This is a genomic window from Pseudomonas sp. DF5 (genome assembly GCF_058148225.1).
This window is the reverse complement of sequence record NZ_JBYVYM010000005.1, coordinates 149,354-168,295: the sequence shown is the minus strand read 5'-3', so window position 1 is coordinate 168,295 and position 18,942 is coordinate 149,354. Positions and strand designations below refer to the sequence as shown.

General features: G+C 60.6%; 13 protein-coding genes, 1 tRNA gene and 2 pseudogenes. 10 read left to right on the top strand and 6 right to left on the bottom strand.

The window, feature by feature from the left end:
- The first annotated feature begins 161 nt into the window (after positions 1–161).
- The 3 genes from AC30D7_RS07035 to ggt all read left to right on the top strand — a co-directional run bounded on the left by AC30D7_RS07035 (position 162) and on the right by ggt (position 4,395).
- On the top strand, positions 162–2,219 hold the full coding sequence (locus tag AC30D7_RS07035) for a methyl-accepting chemotaxis protein (protein WP_490133549.1): 2,058 nt from the start codon (positions 162–164) through the stop codon (positions 2,217–2,219).
- Positions 2,220–2,335: 116 nt separating this feature from the next.
- Positions 2,336–2,412: transfer RNA gene (locus tag AC30D7_RS07030), tRNA-Met, on the top strand.
- A gap of 138 nt (positions 2,413–2,550) precedes the next feature.
- Positions 2,551–4,395, top strand: coding sequence for a gamma-glutamyltransferase (gene ggt / locus AC30D7_RS07025; protein ID WP_490133548.1), 1,845 nt, complete (start codon positions 2,551–2,553; stop codon positions 4,393–4,395).
- Positions 4,396–4,472: 77 nt separating this feature from the next.
- On the opposite strand, the pseudogene AC30D7_RS07020 reads toward ggt, so the two are convergent.
- The 3 genes and pseudogenes from AC30D7_RS07020 to AC30D7_RS07010 all read right to left on the bottom strand — a co-directional run.
- Positions 4,473–4,910 (bottom strand): annotated as a pseudogene (locus tag AC30D7_RS07020) (methyl-accepting chemotaxis protein); the annotation flags it as partial.
- 150 nt (positions 4,911–5,060) lie between these two features.
- A pseudogene (locus tag AC30D7_RS07015) lies at positions 5,061–5,642 on the bottom strand (PAS domain-containing protein); the annotation flags it as partial.
- Between the two features lie 266 nt (positions 5,643–5,908).
- On the bottom strand, positions 5,909–7,222 hold the full coding sequence (locus AC30D7_RS07010) for an MFS transporter (RefSeq protein WP_490133547.1): 1,314 nt from the start codon (positions 7,220–7,222) through the stop codon (positions 5,909–5,911).
- 347 nt (positions 7,223–7,569) lie between these two features.
- Between AC30D7_RS07010 and AC30D7_RS07005 the strand changes: the two genes are divergently transcribed.
- The 3 genes from AC30D7_RS07005 (at position 7,570) to AC30D7_RS06995 (ending at position 11,253) form a co-directional block, all read left to right on the top strand.
- Complete coding sequence (locus AC30D7_RS07005; RefSeq protein WP_490133546.1) at positions 7,570–9,267, top strand: acid phosphatase; 1,698 nt, start codon at positions 7,570–7,572, stop codon at positions 9,265–9,267.
- 116 nt (positions 9,268–9,383) lie between these two features.
- Complete coding sequence (locus tag AC30D7_RS07000) at positions 9,384–10,556, top strand: hypothetical protein (protein WP_490133545.1); 1,173 nt, start codon at positions 9,384–9,386, stop codon at positions 10,554–10,556.
- A 181-nt stretch (positions 10,557–10,737) separates the two neighbouring features.
- A complete protein-coding gene (locus tag AC30D7_RS06995; protein ID WP_490133544.1) occupies positions 10,738–11,253 on the top strand; it encodes a lysine methyltransferase in 516 nt (171 codons plus the stop codon).
- Positions 11,254–11,271: 18 nt separating this feature from the next.
- On the opposite strand, the gene can is transcribed toward AC30D7_RS06995, so the two are convergent.
- Positions 11,272–11,916: a carbonate dehydratase gene (can, locus tag AC30D7_RS06990; protein ID WP_007939732.1), complete on the bottom strand. Its 645-nt coding sequence runs from the start codon at positions 11,914–11,916 to the stop codon at positions 11,272–11,274.
- Positions 11,917–12,098: 182 nt separating this feature from the next.
- Between can and AC30D7_RS06985 the strand changes: the two genes are divergently transcribed.
- A complete protein-coding gene (locus tag AC30D7_RS06985; RefSeq protein WP_490133543.1) occupies positions 12,099–12,503 on the top strand; it encodes a serine kinase/phosphatase in 405 nt (134 codons plus the stop codon).
- Positions 12,504–12,565: 62 nt separating this feature from the next.
- Here the strand turns inward: AC30D7_RS06985 and rimI are convergent, their stop codons facing one another.
- Positions 12,566–13,018 (bottom strand): ribosomal protein S18-alanine N-acetyltransferase, encoded by a 453-nt coding sequence (gene rimI, locus AC30D7_RS06980; RefSeq protein ID WP_253416793.1) that lies wholly within the window; start codon positions 13,016–13,018, stop codon positions 12,566–12,568.
- On the bottom strand, positions 13,011–13,751 hold the full coding sequence (locus AC30D7_RS06975) for an energy transducer TonB (RefSeq protein WP_490133589.1): 741 nt from the start codon (positions 13,749–13,751) through the stop codon (positions 13,011–13,013). Before AC30D7_RS06975 ends, rimI begins: the two co-directional genes overlap by 8 nt.
- Positions 13,752–13,971: 220 nt before the next feature.
- On the opposite strand from AC30D7_RS06975, the gene mksB reads away from it, so the two are divergent.
- Genes mksB through mksF form a run of 3 tightly spaced genes read left to right on the top strand, consistent with a single transcriptional unit; the run spans position 13,972 to position 18,777 of the window.
- Positions 13,972–15,249, top strand: coding sequence for an Mks condensin complex protein MksB (mksB, locus tag AC30D7_RS06970; RefSeq protein ID WP_007939726.1), 1,278 nt, complete (start codon positions 13,972–13,974; stop codon positions 15,247–15,249).
- Positions 15,239–15,940 (top strand): Mks condensin complex protein MksE, encoded by a 702-nt coding sequence (gene mksE / locus AC30D7_RS06965; protein ID WP_490133542.1) that lies wholly within the window; start codon positions 15,239–15,241, stop codon positions 15,938–15,940. The genes mksB and mksE overlap by 11 nt, the downstream gene beginning before the upstream one ends.
- Positions 15,937–18,777 carry an Mks condensin complex protein MksF gene (mksF, locus tag AC30D7_RS06960; RefSeq protein WP_490133541.1) on the top strand — a complete coding sequence of 947 codons (2,841 nt, stop codon included), beginning with the start codon at positions 15,937–15,939 and terminating at the stop codon, positions 18,775–18,777. The genes mksE and mksF overlap by 4 nt, the downstream gene beginning before the upstream one ends.
- The last annotated feature ends 165 nt before the right edge of the window (positions 18,778–18,942 follow it).

The window sequence follows — 18,942 nt, the reverse complement described above, 5'->3', positions numbered from 1 at the left end:
GCCCCTTACAAAGGGGACCGAGAATGGGAAGTTTCGCTACAGAGTCGGCCTACAGAGCGGACCAAGGTGAACTTTCGAGGCCTTTTAGAAGGACATCAGTCGCGGTCGCCATGGCCTCGACGCACGCCAATGGTGCGTGGTGTCCAGAGGAGTCATGGGGCATGCAGGCTTTTTTATCACCGGGGATCGGGCTGCTGGGGCGTTTCGGCTTCGCGCGCAAATTTCAGCTGCTGTTTCTGCTGTTTATCCTGCCGCTGGCAGGCAGCTTGTGGATGATCGGCCAGGACTATCGGGGCAAGTTGAACCTGATCGCCGGGGAACGTGCCGGGGTCCGGCAATTGATTGCCCTGGATGCGCTCGACAACCTGCTCGCCGCCCAGCGTGACCGCGCCGCTCGCTGGCGCGCCACCGAAACCAATCGCCAGCCGACACCTGCAACTATCGCGGCGATGGCAGCGTTCGACACGGTTCAGCCGGCCGTGGCCCAAGCAATCACAGACTTGGGCAATGCCCTGAAAGCCGAAGGCGCCGAGGGCGAGACCCTCACCCGCTATCAAGCCCTGCAAAGCGCCCTCACCGGCCTGGATTCGAAAAGCCTGAGCAGCGTTGGATGGTGGCCGGACGGCTATGATCGCTTCACCAATGCCTTGAGCGCCCTGCAAGCCTTGCGCGAACAAATCGCCATGGACAATCGCCTGACCCTCGCGCCATGGCTGGAAACGTATCTGTTGACGCAGATCTCCACTCAACACGCACCGGACCTGATCGAGCGGGTCGGGCGCCTCGCCGCGGTTGGTCAGGCGTCGGTGGTATCCGGGCAGTTCACCCTGCAAAGTCGACTGCAATTGCGCGACTTGCGCAGCCGCATCGGCGACGCTCGGGAACAGCTGGTGAAAACTGGCAGCCTGCTGGAAGCGCGTCTGCCCAGCGCCTTGCAAACCTGGGCCGGGCAATACCACGACAGCCTCAAGCAGCTGGATGCCGGTTTGAAAGTGCTGGACGACGGCGTCTTCGGTGGCAGCATCAACCTCAAGCCCGAAGACTTCGAACGCAGTCTCGACGCCCTCCTCGGTAACCTTGCCTCGCTGCGCCAGCAATCGCTGGTTTCTCTGGATCAACGGCTGGATTATTACCACAGTTCGGCCATCCGCCAGTTCATCCTGGTGGCGACGATTTTTGGCTGCCTGCTATTAGCCGCGCTGTACCTGTTCATCTGTTTACAGGCCTCGATCCGTCGCAGCGCCAGCGGCATCACACTGCTGGCCGAAGCTCTGCGCGACGGCAACCTGAGCCTGCAAGTACCGGTTCAGGGGCGCGACGAACTGGCGGCGATCAGCACCTCGCTTAACGTCGCCGTGGTGCAACTGCGCAACAGTTTGCTGGGAGTCGATCACGAAACCCTGCAGTTGAGCAACGCGGTGCGCACGCTCAACGATCACTCCAGCGGTGCTCTTGGCGAGGTCGAAGCCCAGCAGTTGCAGATCAGCCAGATCGCCGCAGCGGCCACGCAACTGGCCGCGACCTCCCAAGGGGTCGCCCAGAGCTGCGAACAGGCTTCCGGCAGCGCTCAGCACACCCAGCGCATCGCCGCCGACAGCAGCCGCGACAGCCAACGCACAACGGCGAGTATTCAGCAGCTCAATCAGCGGTTGAACGACACGGCGGCGGCACTGGGTCGGGTCAGCGAGCAAGGGCAGCAGATTCAATTGGTGGTCGACACCATTCGCGGCGTGGCCGAGCAGACCAACCTGCTGGCCCTCAACGCCGCCATCGAGGCCGCCCGGGCCGGCGAGCAAGGTCGCGGCTTTGCGGTGGTGGCCGACGAAGTGCGCAGTCTGTCGCAACGCACCCAGTCTTCCACCGCGCAGATCGCCGGCACCGTCGACAGCCTGCGCAACACCGTAAACGAAGCGGTAAGCCTGATGGAGGCCGCCTGCGGTCAGGCCCAATCGGATGCGCAAGCCGTCACCGGTCTCGGCGAACGCCTGGGGGAAATCGCCAGCGCGGTGCAAAGCGTCACCGACACCCTGGCGCAAATCGCCACCGCCGTCGAAGAGCAGGCAAGCACCGCCGACGAAGTCAGCGGTAACATCCAGCAAGTCGATCAGGCGGCGGTACGCTTGCTTGAAGGCGCGCGGGCAGTGAACCTCGCAGCGGACACCTTGAGCCAGGGCAGCAAGGCCTTGAGCGCGAACACCGGGAGATTTCAGCTCGGTTGATGCCCTCCGCTGGCCCGATTTTTCGGGTCAGCGGGATAAGCGGTTGAAAGTGTGGAGAAATATTTTAGATTTACGCTTGACGCATCGTCGTTCCAGGTGAATAATGCGCGCCACTTGGCTACATAGCTCAGTTGGTTAGAGCATAGCATTCATAATGCTGGGGTCCGGGGTTCAAGTCCCTGTGTAGCCACCAAGTACTAAAAACGGCTTACCGAAAGGTAGGCCGTTTTTTTATGCCTCGAGAAAAGTGGCGGGCGCCCCCTGATTTGCGTAGCACTCCTTCGACCGATAAAGTCCCTGGACCTTTTATCCCATGGACGGAGTGCCTCGCGTGTTCTCAGCCTTCCACTTGAACCGCTATCGCCTGTCAGCCTTTTCGCTGATCGCCACCGCTTTAACCCTCGCCGCGTGTAACGCCCCGCCCTCTTCGCCTTCGGTCTCGACCTTGCCGGCCGCGCCGGAAATCACCTCCGGTTATCGCACCGACCTGCAGACGCAGCACGCCTCCAGACACATGGCCGCAGCCGCCAACCCGCTAGCGGCCGAAGCCGGGCGGCAGATGCTGCGCGAGGGTGGCTCGGCGATTGATGCAGCCATTGCCATGCAAGCGGTGTTGACGCTGGTCGAGCCGCAATCGTCGGGTATCGGCGGTGGCGCGTTGATTGTGCTGTGGGATGGCAAGGCCGTGCGCACCTACGACGGTCGCGAAACCGCACCGGCTGGCGCCACCGAGAAACTGTTCCTGCAAGCCGACGGCAAACCGATGCCTTTCACTCAGGCGCAGATCGGTGGGCGCTCGGTGGGTACGCCGGGCGTGTTGCGGGCGTTGGAGCTGGCCCACCACAAGCACGGTCGCCTCCCATGGGCGAGGCTGTTCGAGCCCGCGATCAAACTCGCGGAACAAGGCTTCGCGATCTCGCCACGACTGCATCAGTTGATCGCGGCCGACGCGTTTATCCAGCGCTCACCAGATATGGCTGCCTACTTTCTGACTGCCGATGGCCAGCCGAAAGCCATCGGTACGCAGCTGAAAAACCCGGCACTTGCCACAGCGTTCAAGCGCATCGCCAAGGAAGGTCCCGATGCGCTGTACACAGGCACGATCGCAACAGAAATCGTCGCCAAGGTTCAGGGTCATACCAACCCCGGCAGCCTGTCGCTGAACGATCTCCAGAGCTACAAGGCCAAGGAACGCGCGCCGCTGTGCACCGACTACAAACGCTGGCAAGTGTGCGGCATGCCGCCACCGTCGTCGGGCGGGATCGCCGTGGCGCAAATCCTCGGCACCTTGCAGGCCCTGGAAACCCGCGACCCACGCTTTGCCCTGGCACCACTCAAACCGGTCAAGACCAGCAAACCCGCGGGCATCGAGCCAGCCCCTGAAGCCGTGCACCTGATCGCCGAAGCCGAGCGCCTGGCTTATGCCGATCGCGCACAGTACGTCGCTGACACCGACTTCGTCCCCGTACCGCTCAAAGGGTTGGTCGACCCGACTTATCTGGCGACCCGCTCAGCCTTGATTGGCGACCACAGCATGGGCCAGGCCAAACCCGGCACCCCGCCGGGCATTCAGGTCGCCTACGCACCGGACCGCTCGCCGCTGCGCATCTCCACCTCGCAAGTGGTGGCGGTCGATGACGAGGGCGGTGCTGTCTCCATGACCACCACCGTGGAAGCGGCATTCGGCTCGCATTTGATGGTCCAGGGGTTTCTGCTCAACAACCAGATGACCGACTTCTCGTTCATCCCTGAAGAGCACGGGCAAAAAGTCGCCAACCGCGTCGAGCCCGGCAAACGCCCGCGCTCGTCCATGGCGCCAACGCTGATCTTCGACCGTAAGAGCGGCGAGTTCCTGGCCACCGTCGGCTCCCCTGGCGGCTCACAGATCATCGAGTACGTGGCCAAATCCGCCATTGGTCTGCTCGACTGGAACCTCGACCCGCAAGCCGCCATCAACCTGCCCAACTTCGGCAGCCGCAACGGCCCGACCGAACTGGAACAGGGTCAGTTCAGCCCGGCACTGATTCAGGCGCTGAAGGACAAAGGGCACAGCGTGAGCGAGATCGACATGACCAGCGGGACTCAGGCGATTGTTCGGGTCAAGGATGCGCAGGGGAAAGCCGCGTTGGCCGGCGGGGCCGATCCACGGCGTGAGGGGGAAGCGTTGGGGGATTGAGCCGTACGCAGGAATGAGGAAAGGCTTACCGGGCGGGGTAGGCCTTTTTGAGGACTACCCGCGCCGGATAGATAGCATCAAGTCGATAGTTGGTTGGCAAACTGCCCGACTGCGTTCACCACTTTCTGCGCACCGTCCTGGATCTCGACGATCACCGTGCCCGCCTCCGCCGCCAGCGCCAGACCTTGTTCAGCCTGGAGCTTGCCGTCGGTCATCAGCGCCACGGCGTTGCGCGCCATGTCCTGGTTCTGACGCACGACGCCGACAATTTCATCGGTCGCCTGGCTGGTGCGCGAAGCCAATTGCCGAACCTCGTCCGCCACCACGGCAAATCCGCGCCCCTGTTCACCGGCGCGAGCCGCTTCGATGGCCGCGTTGAGCGCCAGCAGGTTGGTCTGCTCGGCGATGCCACTGATGGTTTTGACGATGGTGCCGATCACCAGCGATTGCTCGTTCAGTGCTTCGATGCCTTCCCCTGCGGTTTGCATGTGTTTGGCCAGGTCACGCATCACGTCTACAGCTTGAGTCACCACGGCAGTTCCGCGTTGTGCACTCTGGTCGGTTTGCTGAGAAGTGCTGTAGGCAATGTTGGCCGCCTCGGCGACAGCCTGCTCCTGATTGACCTGATCGGTAATCACCGTGGCGAACTTCACCACTTTGTAGAGCTTGTTATTGGCGTCGACCACTGGGTTGTAGGAAGCCTCCAACCAGACCACGCGACCGTGGCTATCGACACGCTTGAAACGATCAGCGACGAACTCGCCAGCGTTCAGGCGACGCCAGAAGTTCTGATACTCCGCGCTGTTGTATTCTTCGGGCTCACAGAAGATACGGTGATGTTTACCCTGGATCTGCGCCAGGCTGTAACCCATGCCGTTGAGGAAACGCTCGTTGGCCTTCAACACGTTGCCATTGAGGTCGAACTCGATCACTGCCGTCGAGCGCACCAGCGCGCCAATCAGGTTTTCATGCTCACGGGATGCCTCGATGGTACGTGTCAGGTCGCTGGAGTAAATCGAGAAATTCTTGATCCGGCCGTCCGAGGACCGCACCGGCTGCATGATCGAACGCAACCAGGCTTCGGCACCGTTGCCGCGTAGCAAACGGACCGCGCCGGCAAAGTGCTCGCCACGGGTCAGCGCGGCCTTGAAGCGGTGGTGGAATTCATCTGATTTCACGTGGGCTGGGACCAGATCTTCGATATGCCGGCCGATCAGGTCGTTGCTTTTGTAAAGCATCTCGCTCATGAAGTTCTGGTTGATCGATTGAATCCTGCCATCGGTTTCAAGGGTCAGGACCAGCATCTCGCTTTCCAGACTCTCCTTGACTTGCAGAAGGCTGGAGAGTTCTTCGCGAAGAGCCGACAGCTCCTGCTTCAAGCGTTTATTGAACATGGGAAAGCACCGATGGACAGAGATAAAAAGCGGCTTATCTCCTAACCATCGGCTTTGCGGGTACTTTCTGAAGAGGGTTTCAGGGTTGTCCTATAAAAATAGTCGCGACACAAACAGCCTCATGCCGCGCCAGCCACCGCACAGCGTCCGACTCGAGGCATTCTCGCGCCGAAATACACCGCGCTGCTGATGCCCACGGCCCCCATCACCGCGCAGAAGATCACGCAAATCCAAGGACTCCACGGCATCAGACCGATCAACAGCAGCGGTGTCACACTCGCCCAGGCGGCGTAGGCAATGTTGTAAGTGAAGGAAATCCCCGAGACGCGAACCCGCGCCGGAAACAGGCCGACCATCACTGACGGCACCGCGCCGACCACCCCGCAACCGAGCCCGGCCACCGCATAAGCCAGACCGATCCACTGGCCTTCAATAATCAGACAGGTGTAGAGCACGCCAATGCCCAAGGGCAGCAGCAGGCTATACAGCATCACCGTGCGCCAGGCACCGATGCGATCGACGAGCAGCCCGGCGAGCACGCAACCGATATTCAGAAAGACGATGCCCAAGGCACTCAGGGCGAAGGTATGGCTGGCGGTCATGCCGAAGGTTTTCTGCATCATGGTTGGGGTAATGACCACAAACACCACCACGGCCGACGTCAGCACACAGGTGAGGATCATCGCCGGCAGCATCGCCAGGCGGTGCTCACGCAGGACCGTACGCAGCGGAAGTTCGACAGCGGCCTCGCGCTGGGCCTGCATCGCCATGAACACCGGAGTTTCGCTGAGCCAGCGGCGTAGCCAGACACCGATCACGCCAAACACACCGCCCAGCAGAAACGGGTAACGCCAGGCGTAATCGAGGATTTCTGCCGGGGTGAACGCCTGTGCCAGAAAAGTCGCCGTCAAGGCGCCGATCAGGTAACCGAAAGTCAGCCCCGCCTGCAGGAAGCCGAGAGCATAGCCGCGATGCCCGACCGGCGCGTGCTCGGCGACGAACACCCAAGCGCTCGGCACTTCACCGCCCACCGCCGCGCCTTGCAGAACCCTCAGGGCCAACAGCAACAGCGGTGCGAAATAGCCGATCTGGGCGTAGGTCGGCATGATCCCGATCAAAAGGCACGGCAACGCCATCATCAGGATGCTCAAGCTGAACACCTTCTTGCGCCCCAGGCGATCGGCGAAATGCGCCATCAGGATCCCGCCCAACGGGCGTGCCAGGTAGCCGGTGACGAAGATTCCGAAGCTTTGTAGCAGTCGTAGCCACTCGGGCATATCCGGAGGAAAGAACAGTTGGCTGAGGGTCAGCGCGAAAAACACGAAAATGATGAAGTCGTAGATTTCCAGCGCACCGCCCAAGGCTGCAAGCCCCAGGGTCTTGTAGTCCGAGCGAGTGAAGGGCGCCGGGCGTGCATCGATGTTGGCTGTCATGGAAAAGAACTCTGGCAGGCAAAAACCAAGGCGCCCATGGTCTATGCAAATGCGCTTGTGGACAACCCGTTAGACCATAGTCCCAAACGCCCCAAACAGCGTCCCCGCAACGGACCGATTGATTTACTGTTGGCACCGACCGGATGGGCCATTGCGCCCTGAACCCCACAATAAACATAAAAACGGCCATAACACCTGATCTTCAATCCACCACAAACCCAGTGTATGAGCGGGCTGACTCCCACACTGGCAACTCATTGCTTTCAGAGCCGTCACCCCGCTGTCACACCTCGCTGCTAGCGTCCCGCCGAAACATATTGAAACAACTTAGCAAGACGGAACTCGCCATGAACGATGAAGAAAACCGCAACGACGCCTCCTCCTCGCAAACTGATACGCCCACCGACACCAGTCGCCGCCGCTTCCTGGGTGGCGTGGCGGTACTCGGTGTCGGCGCAACCCTCAGCGCTTGTGGCAGTCATGGCGATGAGTCGGGTAAACCGGTCGAACGCCTGCTTTCACCTGTCGAATTGGACAAAGCCCTACGCGACCAGGTGAAAACCGTGGTGGTGATCTACGCCGAGAACCGTAGTTTCAATAACCTTTTCGGCGACTTCCCTGGCGTCGAGAAACCGCTCTCGGGCCTCAAACCTGTCGAATATCAGCAGCGCGATCGCGATGGCAGCCTGTTGCAGACCCTGCCGCCAGTCTGGGGCGGCGTGCTGCAGATCGGCCCGCAAACCCTCGATGGCGTGACTTACCCCAGCGCAACCCAGTTCCAGGAAAACCTGCCTAACGCGCCCTTTGCCCTCAAAGGTCCGAATGCAGAAGACTTGCCGTTCGGCCTGGTGACGCGTGACCTGTGGCATGCGTTCTATCAGAACCAGATGCAGATCAACGGTGGCAAAAATGACGGCTTTGTCGCCTGGGCCGACTCCGGTGGCCTGCCCATGGGGTATTACGCCCAGAGTCGATATTCCCTGCGGTTGTGGGACGTTGCCCAAGAATTTGTGCTCTGCGATAACTTTTTCCAGGGGGCTTTCGGCGGCTCGTTTCTCAACCATCAATACCTGATCAGCGCCACCGCGCCGTTCTATCCGGACGCCGTCAACTCAGTAGCCAAGACACAGATCGCCACGCTGCAAAGCGATGACCCGGCCGACCCACGCCTCAAGCCTCTGGAACAATCCCCGGCCAGTGCCATGACCGGCCCACCCCAATTTGGCCCCAGCGCGCTGACGCCGGATGGCTATGGGGTCAACACGCTCGCTCCGCCGTACTGGCCGACCTGGATTCGCGACCCCGAGCGTCCGGCGTACGCCAAACCAGACCTGCCGAACGTCATGGTCCCCCAGACCCACGAGCACATAGGCGACAAGCTCTCGAAGAAAAACATCGACTGGGCCTGGTATGCCGGAGGTTGGCAGGCGACGCTGGATCAGTACAAGGACTCTGGCGGCATTCCGAAAATCCCGAACTTCCAGTACCACCACCAACCGTTCAACTACTTCAAGCAGCAGGGACCGGAAAACCCGCTGGAGCGCGGTAAACGTCTACGGGATGCGGGGTTGGGCGATGAGTCGCATGCCAACAAGTTCTTTGCCGATGCCGAGGCGGGCAAGCTGCCGGCAGTGAGCTTCTATAAACCCCAGGGCAACCTGAACATGCACGCCGGTTACGCCGATGTAGCGTCCGGTGACCGGCACATCGTCCGCGCCCTGAAAGTACTGCGGGAAAGCCCGCAATGGAAAAACATGGTGGTCGTGGTCACGGTCGATGAGAACGGCGGTTGGTGGGATCATGTCGCACCGCCCAAGGGAGACCGCTGGGGGCCGGGCTCGCGGGTACCGACGCTGGTGGTTTCGCCGTTTGCACGCAAGGGCATGGTGGATCACACGGTCTATGACACTGGCTCGATTCTGCGGTTGATCACCCGGGTGTTTCAGCTTGAAAAGCTCGATGGCCTCAAGCAGCGGGACGATGCAATGATTGCCCGTGGCCAGAAACCCATGGGCGATTTGAGCAATACACTGCACTTTGCCTGATGAAGGAGGGGCTCTGACTGGCGATCTTTTCACTTGTGTACTAGACCGTTCGACACAACTAGTTCCAGTATGTACCCACCCCTCCTCCGAGGGCTCACGCTGAAAAGGATCTGAGCATGTTCAAACTCGCAGGATTCACCCTCGCCGCACTCACCCTGAGTGCTGCCGCTCACGCCGATGTCGATCTGAATCTGGGCAGTACCGAGCGCGTCACCCGGCTGTTCGCCTACCCCAACAACTGCAACGTCATCTGCTTCCGCAACTGGACACTGGAGCAGACCGTCGAGCATTACCTGACCCAAAGCGTACAGCGCGATGGCTACAAAACCGCAAAAGTGCTGGTAAAAACCGAAAACAAGCAGCTCCACGCTCATATCAGCGGTGTGCCCAAAGGCTATGACAAGCCACTGACCGCACTGCTCAATGCTGGGGATTTGGCCTACAACGGTGCCAACAAGCTGAGTGCCGATGGCAAATGGACCTATAACTGGTATCTGTTCCTGCCGCTGGGCATGGCGCTGGAAAACCGCAAAAGCGTCGAACTGCTGCACTTCCCGCCGGATTACTCGCTCACTCAGGCCCAGGATTACCTGGAGTCCAAGACCACCGACCGCTGGGCCGCGCTGCTGACCGCCAACAACATTCCCGCCGACCAGACGCCGGCCTATCAGACCATCATCGACATCGCTCCGATTGCCGCGCCGTCCACCGCAGGCAAGGATCTGGAAGGTGTCTACAACTACTTCACGGACTACCAGACCACCATGGTCAAGGAAGTCAGCCAGAATGCCAGCGGCGCTGCATTACCAATGGTTGCCTTTGGTTCACCGGTGCGTAACTGGATCAAGCAACAATACGGACAGACCGTGGACGTGCTGGGCCTGGCAACCATCATCCCGAGCAAAGGGGTTGCGGTACCCGTATTGGGCTCCAACCACCCGAGCTACATCTGGTACGCCGCCGACCCCGAAGCCTATAGCGGCGACGATGCCCAAGCCAAGGCCGACGCCGCAGGGCTGAAAGTCATGGGGCAGGATTTGAGTGCCGCGTGCTGGCAGGCCGGGATGGGCAGTAAACCGGGAACTGACCCTACCGCTCAGCTGAAAAGCTGCACTCAAACCTGGCAAGTGACCCAGAAAGAAAAAACCTGCGAACTGTTCTACACATCGATCCGCAATCTGACACCTGAGCAGGCGGTAGCCAAGTGCGCGACAGCGCCAGTCAAATCCGAGCTGAAACAGCTGCAGAGCCCGGCGCTTGTGACTTCCGCATCTACCCCGCACTTGTAAAACGATAAAAGTCTTTCCCGCGTGAGCCATGGCTGACGCGGGAGAGAGCTTTTTTCGCCTGTCATATCTGACAGTAGACCCTTGATCCGCTTTGGTAGAGTCTTGAGCCATAAGCCGTGCTGCAGAGCTGACAGGATCGTTAGCCTCCGGTAGTCGCAGCCTGAAGCAGACAAGGATCGTTATGAAAACCAAACTCCGGAACTCGGCCAGTGCACTGCCAACAAGCTGCATTTATCCCGATTTATCGCCCCGCCAAGGGTATCCCGCGAGAACCCAATTCAAAGTCGTAACCGCAAAAGACGGCGGAACGAACATCGTGGCTCTGCGCGATTTCCCGCGTATCACCCGTATTTGCCGGATCTCCGGGCAACTGCTGCATGATCGTGGTCCGCAGACCTTGCAACTGCTGCCGGGTATTCATCTGTACGATCCGTTTTTTTCCGGGCTGCTACCCCACTCTTGTGACCCGAATGTCTTTGTCGACATGAGCGAACTATGGATATGGGCGCTGCAGGACATCGCCCTGGGCGATTATCTGAAGATGGATTACGCCACCACTGAAAACCAGCTGTGGCATCAGTTCGCCTGCCGCTGCGGTGCCGACAACTGCCGCAACTGGATCACCGGTTACGATGAGCAGCTGAACGCCCACGGGCAGCTGTTTTTTCAGCACTGGCATCGACGCGGCCTCTGTTGAACAGAGGCCCGAGCGGTATTACAAGGCCTCGACCGGGCGCAAACGGTACTGCGGCGGCAACTGCTCGAAACCGCTGATGGTGGCGTTCAGGCTCTTCCAGCGACCGTCCTTGATGCCATAGATGCAGCCGTGGATCGACAGGCTCTGCCCGCGGTGCCAGGCATTTTGCACAATGCTGGTGTGACCGACGTTCGCCACCTGCTGGATCACATTGAGCTCACAGAGGCGGTCGACCCGCTCTTCTTCGGTGGGCAACTTGGCCAGTTCGTCGCGTTTTTCATAATAGAGATCGCGAATCGAGCGCAGCCAACCGTCGATCAGGCCCAACTGACGATCCTGCATCGAGGCGCGTACACCGCCGCAGCCATAGTGGCCGGTGACCAGGATGTGTTTGACCTTGAGTACATCCACTGCGTACTGAATTACCGACAGGCAGTTGAGGTCGGTGTGCAGCACCACGTTGGCCACGTTGCGGTGCACGAACAGATCGCCCGGCAGCATGCCGACGATCTCGTTGGCTGGCACGCGGGCATCGGAACAGCCGATCCAGAGGTATTCCGGGGTTTGCTGGCGGGCCAGCTTGGCGAAGAAATCAGGATCTTCGCGGGTGATCGCATCGGCCCAGCGCTCGTTGTTATCAATCAGATCTTGTAAGTCGTTCATGCAATGAAGCCTCGAGAATGATGCGCTGCTTTGACAGACAACCGCCCGTCGGGGTCACGCGCGAGATGCAGATCCCCCTGACGCCCTGAGGTATAAACGATTAGTCGGCGCTCCATGCCCGCGGGAATTCCCGGCAGCCCAGTGGGTCAATTGTAGTAGGGCCTACAGTATGAGGAATAGCCATGACTGATTCACGACGTCCGTTTGATAAGGAGCAACCCGAGCCCATCGACGACGACGAAGACCGCATGGGCTCGGTGCATGAGCTGGATTTCGACGAGGAAGAACCCGGCACCAGAATCGGCGACCTGACACCTGAACACGAGCATGCACAGCAGATGCCCGACGCGCGCGTCCGTAAACCCCACATGACTGGGGGCTCGACCAATGACAATGACGCCACCGACGATGACTTGACCCCGGAAACCCTGATTCGTGAAGACGGCGCACGGGATGCCCACGAAGCGGGTGAAGGTGACCAGGCGGATTGGGAGTTGCGCATTGTCGACGAGGACGACATCGGCGGGGGCGATGGGCTGGATGAAGCCGAACTGGCCCGGCAGGATCCATTGGACGGCAAGCCTTGATCGTTGACGTCCGTGAAGACGCCTTCGCGGGCGAGCCTTGCCCGCAAAGCCTTTAGAAACGATCAATCAACCAAGGTGCAGGCCATCACCACCGCATCTTCTCGCCCGCCAACCGCCGGGTAGTAATCCCGCCGACGCCCGATCTCATTAAACCCATACCGCTCATACAACCGAAACGCCGCCCGGTTGCTATCGCGCACTTCCAGGAAACATTCCCGCGCCTCAGCCTTGTAGGCAATCGACATCAAATGCTCCAGCAGCGTCAAACCCAGGCCGCGGCCCTGATTTTCCGGTTTGACGGTGATGTTCAGCAGATGCGCCTCATCAAGGATGATCTGCACTACGCCATGACCGACCTGCTGCTGCCCTTCGAACATCAGCCAGATCTGGTACTTGCCCAGGCCATCGAGAAAAATCCCGCGGGTCCAGGGATGGCTGTAGGCCGCGTATTCGATTTTCAGTACAGCTTCCAGGTCCGCCTCGGTCATCGGGCGGAACGATACAGCGTCACTCATTCGATTCTTTCCAACGCGCCATCAGCCGACGCATGGCTTGCCAGACATCAGCCTTACGCTGTGGCTCTTCCATTAATAACTCCAGGCCCGGCAAGGCCCAGACCGAACCCAGGCCTTCGACCTGAAGTTCACGATTGAAGGATTCGGCGTTGGCCTCACCGGCAAAACGCACCGCCGGCAGGCCGATCAGCCACAGGCAGACGCACGGTGCGTCTTCCAGGCGGGCCGACAGAAAACCTTGTACGAAATCTCGAGCCGCTTCCGGCCCTTGGTCCATTGTGCCGCGAGCCAACAGCGGCCAGCGCACCGGTTCGCCGACGATCTGCGGGCTGTCCGGCAAGCCGGCGGCGCGCAGCATGTCTTTGAGCAACAGATATGCAGGATCGCGGGTCTGGAAAGTTTCGCCTGTGGGTAACTCCACCAGCAACAGGCAGCGACCGGCCCGCAGCAATTGCAGGGCGAAACGCGGTGGCGGCACGATCGGCGCCTTGATGACGACAGGCGCCACCTCTTCTTCGACCTTGGCGTTCGTGCGCGTGCTGGCCAACGATGGCCGCGGCACCTCGATTTTCACCCGCTCGGCCGGTTTGACCACAGGTTCCATCGGCGCATCAGCCACGGGAGCCAGTGCCACCGGGGCGACGACCAACGGTTCGGGCGCCTCCAGCAGTTCGGGCCGCGACGGCGCAGCAAAGGGCAATTCGGTGCGCGGCAGCCAGTTGACCACCTGCATGGCGGTCAAATAAGCGCGGCGACGGGACTCGATAAGCAAAGGTCGGCCACTTGTGGATAACTAAAGTGCGGTGATTCTACCGCCCTTCGCTCAAGATCGCCCACGCTTGATCGATAGACTTCACCGACAGAAGAAGCGACAGCCCATCCCGAGAGTGAATCGACACGGCTGCGATGAAGTACAATCGCGGCTTTTAATTGCCAACCAGCCGGCCATTCCGATGATCGAACCCAAGCGCGTCTTGCGCGCCCTCGCTGAACACTGGGCACTTCTGGAGCCACTGTGCGAGCACTTCGACCAAGGCACCCTGAGCCTCAACGAACTGCGTTCACAGTTGGCCGCCCAGCAACTGGACAGCACACCGCAGGACATCACCAGCCTGCTGGACGTGTGGATCCGCCTCGACATTCTGGTTCCCGTGGCGAAAAGCCCGAACCGTTTCGAGCTCAACGCGCAGATCCATGACTTCCTCGCTTACCTGCGCCGTGAGCACCGTCTGGGCCTGTGCCTGGAAATCGAAGCCTATCTACGCCACCTCGAGCGCCTGGCCGGTTACATCCAGGATGCCTTCGACATTCGCGACGGCAACGATCTGGCGCGCCAGTTGCGCTTGCTCGACATGCGCGTGCGGGACGTGCTGAAGAAACTCGCCAACGACGAACAGGCCCTGGTGGCCGTCGCCGAACGGGCCAAGACCAGCGACCGGCAGATTCCGCTGCGCCAGCGTTATGCTGAAGTGCTGGCGACCTGGGACGAATACGTCGAACCGATGATTCAGCTGGTGAATGCCGACGGCGCCTTCGAACAAGGCGTGCGCAAGGTTGAGAACGTGTTGTTGCGCATGCTCACCGAACAGCAGCGCCTCGGCCATCTGGTCGACGACGACATGCTGCTGCGCACCCACGCGCGCATCCTCGAAATGCAGACCAGCGCCCAGTTGACCCTGCGTCACGCCCGCGAGCTGCTGCTGCCGCTGCGCGAAGAAGCACGCCGGCATAACGCCGTGACCCGTGGCGCAGCCCTGGCGTTGTCAGCCATTCGTCGTAAAGGCATCGATGCGGTGCCGCAAGCCGCGATGCCGCTGTTCACCCGCCCGCAAAGCACCTTCCTCGGCAGTGCCAGCCAGGTCGAAGCCTACGTCTACGCCCTGGCTCGTTTCGAGCCGAAACCGGCGCGCTTCCCCAAGGCCCACAAGACCCAGAAAGGCGAAGCTCCCCGCGCACCACGCACGGTTCGGGAAATGCTCGAACGTTGCGAAGATGCCCTGCCGATGCCGGACTTGATGAGCTGGCTGCTGGAACAGGAGCCGGACGGCGCCACCGACGAATTGCTCTACTGGTTCTCGCGCCTGTCGCGGGAAAAACGCTTCAAGCGCGAGCGTCTGGAACGCCGCGATTACCACACTCACGAGCACCAGGTCAGCCTGCGCTCCTTCGCCCTGCTCTCGGCCCGCGACACCGCCGCCGAGGATTCTGCGAGCATCCCAAATGCATCTTGATCTTTCCGAACTGTCCCAGCTGGCGCCGATCTTTCGCGAGCTGTTCAAGGGCTACCACGTCAGCCGCCGTGATCCGGAGTTGTACGCGCAACTGTCGAACTTCCAGGACCAGTACCGCACGCTGTTCAAGGCATTGGGCTTTGAACTGGTCTGCGATACCCGTGGTTTCTACTACTTCGTGCCGGACCTCGCCGCCGCTGCAGTGAACAAGACTGCCCAACGACTGGCGCTGTTCACCTTCATCCTCGTCGAGCACCTGGCCGATCAGGGCCGAGACCCGGTCGCCGTACTCGACGGCGGCAGCCTAGGTCGCGATGAATTGCCGTCGTTGCTGGAGAAGTACCGCGACCTGTTCATCCAGGCCGAAGTGCAGACCGTCGAAGAACTCGAAGAAAAGATCATGCGCCGCATGACCCAGCTCGGTTTCGCCGGCGAAGAAAACGGTGTCTACCGTTTCCTGCCGCCGATGCACCGCTTCCTCGATGTCTGCCTGTCGGTCCAGCAAGACCGCGACCTGGCCGCCAGCCTGCACAGCGTGCTGCCGTTGCCGGCACCCGTGCTGATCGACGAAGACAGCGACGAAAAACTGCTGCAGACCGACGACCCGCTGGACTTGAGTGACTTTGCAGAAGAAAGCGAAGAAGACGCCCTGGCCCGCGCCATTGCCGAAGAACAGGAGACCGACGCATGAGCAAGGAACGCTACGGCATTCGCCGCTTTGCCCTTTTGAACACCGCCGGTTACAGCCTCGGCCTGTTCCCGCTGGAAGAGCCGCTGTCGGTCTACGGCGCGAACAACCTTGGTAAGTCCGCCTCGATCAACGCCTTGCAGTTCCCGATCCTGGCGCGCATGTCGGACATGAGTTTCGGCAAGTACAGCCTGGAACAATCGCGGCGTTTCTACTTCGCCTCGGACACCAGTTACATCCTCGTCGAAGTCTCCCTGCCCCACGGCCCGCACGTGATTGGCGTGGTCGGTCGCGGTCCGGGTGGTGGTTTCGGTCACCAGTTCTTTGCCTATGCCGGCAAACTGGATCTGGCGCATTACCAGAAGAACGATACCTGCCTGCGCCAGAAAGAACTGTTCACCAACCTTGAACGCGAAGGCCTGAAAGCCTACGAGTTGAAGCCTGATGAGCTGCGTCGCTTGCTGGTCGGCGGTCACACCTCGATTCCGCTGGACCTGACGCTGATCCCGCTGCGCTCCACCAGCGAGCAGAGCCTGAAGACCTTCCGCGCCCTGTTCATCAACTTGCTGCACATGCGTGAAATCACCGCGGCCAAGCTCAAGCAGCTGTTCCTCGATGCCTTCGAACACAGCCTGCGTTCCGGCAGTGTCGACTACATCGCCGCATGCGAAGAAGCGTTCCGCGATGTCCGCCGCATGGAGCAGGACTACAACTCGCTGGTCGCGGCCGGTCCCTTGGTCGAAGCCTTGGCCAACGGCGTGAAACAGCGGGATATCCTGCGCGGCAAACTGCATCGCCTGTCGCCGCTGCTCGATTCCCTGCTTGGCACCTGGTCGGATTACGCCAGTGCGCGCAAGGAAGAACTGACGATTCAAGCCGAGCACTACCGCAACGAGCAGGACGCCCTGCAAAACGATCAGCGCGGTGGCACTCAAGAGCTGATGCGCCTGGAGCGGGAAATCACCGGCATCCAGCGCTGGCTCGGCGAATTGTCGGTGCTCAAGCATCGCTTCGCCCTGGTCGATGACGTCAAAGTCCTCGAACAGCAATTGCTCGCCGCCAAGGACGCGCACGATGAACTGGCCGGTGCGCTGGCCCAGTCGCGGCAGTTTTCGGCCGAAGACCTGGAAGAGCGTCTGCGGGATCTGGAAAAACGCCTGAAATCGGTCAAGCAACAACTCGATCACGCCGACAACAACAGCTATGCCCGTCTGCGCGAAGAGTTCTCGCAGCAGGACGTCGAGCGCCTGATGCGGCTGTTCAACAGCGCGCTGTTCAGCCTGCCGTTGGGCGAACACGGCATCGCGCTGGATGAAAACGGCGAGTGGGTCAAATCCATGGAGCTGATCCTCGATGGCTTCAAAGGCGAGCGCTTCGAAGTGCCGGGCCTGTCCATCGACCTGTCGCACATCGAGCCACCGGCCCTGCAAGCCTTGGCCGACCGTGCGGCACTGCGCGATCAGAAAGAGCGTCTGGACAAAGAATTCAAGCAACTGAAAACCCAGCAAGCCGTAGCAGCCGACCGTGCGGCCAGCAAGACCCAGACCGAAGCGCTGTACCAGCAAGTGCTGGATGCGCAGAAAGCCCTGGAAGACTTCCGCCGCGCGCAAACCCTGAGCGCCGAAGAAGGCGACAAGCTTGAGCAATTGGCGCAGATGGAAGCCGCCCAGGACGAGTTGAAACGCTCCAGCGATGCCTTCACCGAACGCGTCCAGCAACTGTCGGCCAAGCTGCAACTGGTTGGCCGGCAGATCGGTGACATGGAAGCCAAGCAACGCACCCTCGACGACGCCCTGCGCCGCCGTCAGCTGTTGCCGGCCGACCTGCCGTTCGGCACGCCGTTCATGGACCCGGTCGACGATTCCATGGACAACCTGCTGCCATTGCTCAATGACTATCAGGACAGCTGGCAAGGCCTGCTGCGGGCCGACGGGCAGATCGACGCGCTCTACGCGCAGGTTCGCCTCAAGGGCGTGGCAAAGTTCGACAGCGAAGACGATATGGAACGTCGCCTGCAACTGCTGATCAACGCGTACGCACACCGCACCGATGAAGCCCTGACCCTCGGCAAGGCGCGCCGCGCGGCGGTTACCGACATCGCCCGGACCCTGCGCAACATCCGCAGCGACTACGACAGCCTCGAACATCAACTGGCGCTGTTCAACCGCGAGATCAACAAACGTCAGGTCTCCAACCTGCAGAGCTTCCGTATCGTGCTCGCGCCGAACAAGGAAGCGCTCAAGCACATTGACCAGATCATCCACAGCGCCGGTCAGTACGAAGAAGGCGAAACCCTCTCCGTCTTCGACCTGAGCCAAAGCGCCGAGCAGGACAACAAGAACGAAGAAGCCAAGGAATACCTGGCACGGCTGGTGGCGGCCAACCACAACCAGCTCGGACTCAAGGATCTGTTCGAACTGGCGTTCGAGATCACCAAGGTCAACGGCCAGCCGGTGATCCATACCGACATCGACGGCGCGGCGTCCAACGGCACCACCATGACCATCAAGGCGCTGACCAACATGTACTTGTTGCTGCACTTGATGGACCGCGACCAGGCTGGTCGCGTGCGCCTGCCGTACTACCTCGACGAAGCAGCGGACATCGACGAGAAGAACCAGGCAGCGCTGTTGGAAACCAGCCTGCAACTGGGCTTCGTGCCGATCCTGGCGAGTGTGAAGCCGCAAGTCTGCGCCAGCGTCGCCATCGACCTGGAAGGCGGCAGCGGCCCGAACGGTATCTACATCGACGAGGCGGACTGGAAGTACATCCGTCGCCACGATGAAGTGAAGGCAACCATCAACGTGCAAGCGGACGAGCCGGAGCTGGATGCGGTCTGATTCGCGTTAGTCGATGCCAATAAAAAGGCCGCGATCCAACCTGGATCGCGGCCTTTTTATTTATGGGTACATTCTTGAAACCTTCGGTGAGCTCCATGGCCCCTTCGCGGGCAAGCCCGCTCCCACTGTGATCTTCGGTGTTCACACAATTTGGGTAACAACGAA